Genomic DNA, 2,364 nt, shown 5'->3' on the forward strand with positions numbered 1-2,364 from the left:
CCGCCTATAGCGCCTCCGCCGATCACAGGGCGCTCGCCCAGCGGCTCGTTGCCCACGCCGCAACCCTGGGCCCGCAGGCGCCGCGGGCGGTTGGCTGGTCACTCGCCGTGGCGCAGGCCGCGGCAGCGGGCCCCCAGGAACTTGCCGTTGTTGGGCCTGCCGGTCCGCAACGGGACGCACTGGTTGAAACAGCCCTCCGTCACGGAAAGGCGGGACTGGCGCTCGCGGTGGGTAACGGCGTCGTCGGTGCCGTGGAGGTGCCGCTGCTGGCGGACAGGCAGGCAGCGCACGACGGCGGTGTGCTCGCCTACCTGTGCCGGTCCATGGTGTGCGGCCTGCCGGTATCGGATCCGGGTGACCTTCAGCGGCTGCTGACGGAACCCTAGACCGGGTTGAGCACCGCCATCATGATGGCGATGAAGTGCGCGGCGAACGCCGCCACGGTAAAGGCGTGGAACAGCTCATGGAAGCCGAATGAGTCAACGCTGAAATTGGGACGCTTGAGTCCGTAGAACACGGCGCCGGCAATGTAGAGGGCCCCGCCAACGCAGATCAGGATGGCGGCCGCCGCGTTCGCCGCGAAGAACTCCGGCAGATAGAACAACGCGGCCAGGCCAAGCGCCACGTAGATGGGGACGTAGAGCCAGCGCGGCGCATTGACCCAAAGAACCCTGAACAGTACACCTGCAATCGCCCCGGACCAGATGACCCAGAGCAGCAGTGTCGCTTGATCCCGCTCCAGCAGCGCCCAGGACAGCGGTGTGTAACTGCCCGCGATGACCAGCATGATGTTGGTGTGGTCTAGGCGTTTGAGGATCATCCGGGTGCGGGGCTGCCAGTTGCCGCGGTGATAAACGGCGCTGACGCCAAAGAGCAATACTCCGGTCAGGGCGTAAATTGCCGAGGTGATCTTTCCCGCAGTGGTGGGTGCAAGGGCCACCAGCACAATCCCGGCGGCGACTGCCAGGGGGGTTGCCCCCGCATGGATCCAGCCGCGCCATTTTGGCTTGATGCTGAGGGCGTCCGCCACCTTGTCGACAGCGGTTTCCATGGGCCCGGGTTTGTGGTCCGCACCCGCCGGATCCCGGCGGTCTCCGGGCGCGGGAGAGGCCGGGGAAGGACTTGGAGTCATGGCGCCATTCTAACTTACGAGCCCGTAAGTTACTACTGAGTAACATTGCCTCGCGGTTACTCAGGATGCCCCGCGCGAAGCCGGTTGAGCCAACTTGCCGGTACCGTTGGAGAAGACCCTATTCAGCCCACACCACGAAGGACAGGTGAACCGCGCCGTGAAATTCCCCGGATTCGCCTACAACTTCTACGAACGCAAACTCCAGCGTTCCCTGGCCGGCAACCGTATCCCGCACCACATCGGCGTCATGGTGGATGGCAACCGCCGCTGGGCCAAGCTCGCCGGGGCCCCCACGCGCGACGGGCACCAGGCGGGAGCCGACAAGATTCTGGAGTTCCTCGGATGGTGCGAGGAACTGGGTGTCGAGGTGGTAACCCTCTACATGCTGTCGACGGACAATATGAGCCGGTCGGAAGAGGAAATCGGCCAGCTCCTGGACATCATCGGCAACACTCTGGACAGGCTGGGCGAGACCAAGCGGGTCCGGGTCCAACCAGTGGGCGCGCTGGATCTGCTGCCGGCCCATCTGGCTGCCAAGATCACCAGCCTGGCTGAGCGGACGGTGTCCATTGAGGGACTGCACGTCAACGTGGCAGTCGGCTACGGCGGCCGGCGCGAAATAGTGGATGCAGTGAAGGAACTGCTGCTGAGGGCGGGGGAGGCCGGCCAGTCGCCGGCAGAAGTGGCCGACGGGCTGACCGCCGCGCAGATCTCCGAATACCTCTACACCCGGGGGCAGCCGGACCCGGACCTGGTGATCCGAACGTCCGGTGAACAGCGGCTTTCCGGGTTCCTCATGTGGCAGAGCGCCTACAGCGAATTCTACTTCTGCGAAGCGCTCTGGCCGGATTTCCGGAAGGTTGACTTCCTCCGCGCACTGCGTGATTACGCCCGTCGCCAGCGTCGTTTCGGTTCCTGAGAAGTTCACCATCCCTTAACCGCGACACGCACATCCCCGGTACCTGCCGCCGTCGTTCCCGGGCGTATTGTCAGTCCCATCAGCTACGCATCCGCGAAGCCGATCGGGGAGGTCACCGATGCAGCTTGTGCATACGGCACAAATACTGTTCAGGGGAGGCCGTGCCCGGCCTCCCGGCCGGCCCGTCTCACCCAAGCCCTAGTGATTCGGGGTGCGCACGCCCCGGAGTGGAGTTGAAGTGGCCACATCTGACACGTCTCACGGACCAGCAATTTCAGCAGACGCCCCCCGGAAGGCCCCGACACGGGGCGCC

Annotated in this window: 2 protein-coding genes and 1 pseudogene; 2 read left to right on the forward strand and 1 reads right to left on the reverse strand. The window is 65.1% G+C overall.

The annotated features are described in order from the left end of the window. Positions 1 to 386 (forward strand): annotated as a pseudogene (locus tag Y708_RS24720) (thioredoxin domain-containing protein); the annotation flags it as partial. Here the strand turns inward: Y708_RS24720 and Y708_RS0112345 are convergent. Next, positions 383 to 1,030, reverse strand: a complete 648-nt coding sequence (locus Y708_RS0112345) for a PAQR family membrane homeostasis protein TrhA (RefSeq protein ID WP_028280176.1) — start codon at positions 1,028 to 1,030, stop codon at positions 383 to 385. The pseudogene Y708_RS24720 and the gene Y708_RS0112345 overlap by 4 nt on opposite strands. Before the next feature lie 259 nt (positions 1,031 to 1,289). Between Y708_RS0112345 and Y708_RS0112350 the strand changes: the two genes are divergently transcribed. Further along, positions 1,290 to 2,051 carry an isoprenyl transferase gene (locus tag Y708_RS0112350; protein ID WP_173401518.1) on the forward strand — a complete coding sequence of 254 codons (762 nt, stop codon included), beginning with the start codon at positions 1,290 to 1,292 and terminating at the stop codon, positions 2,049 to 2,051. Positions 2,052 to 2,364 lie beyond the last annotated feature (313 nt).

The organism is Arthrobacter sp. H5, from assembly GCF_000520595.1.
In the GTDB taxonomy this organism is placed as follows: domain Bacteria; phylum Actinomycetota; class Actinomycetes; order Actinomycetales; family Micrococcaceae; genus Arthrobacter_D.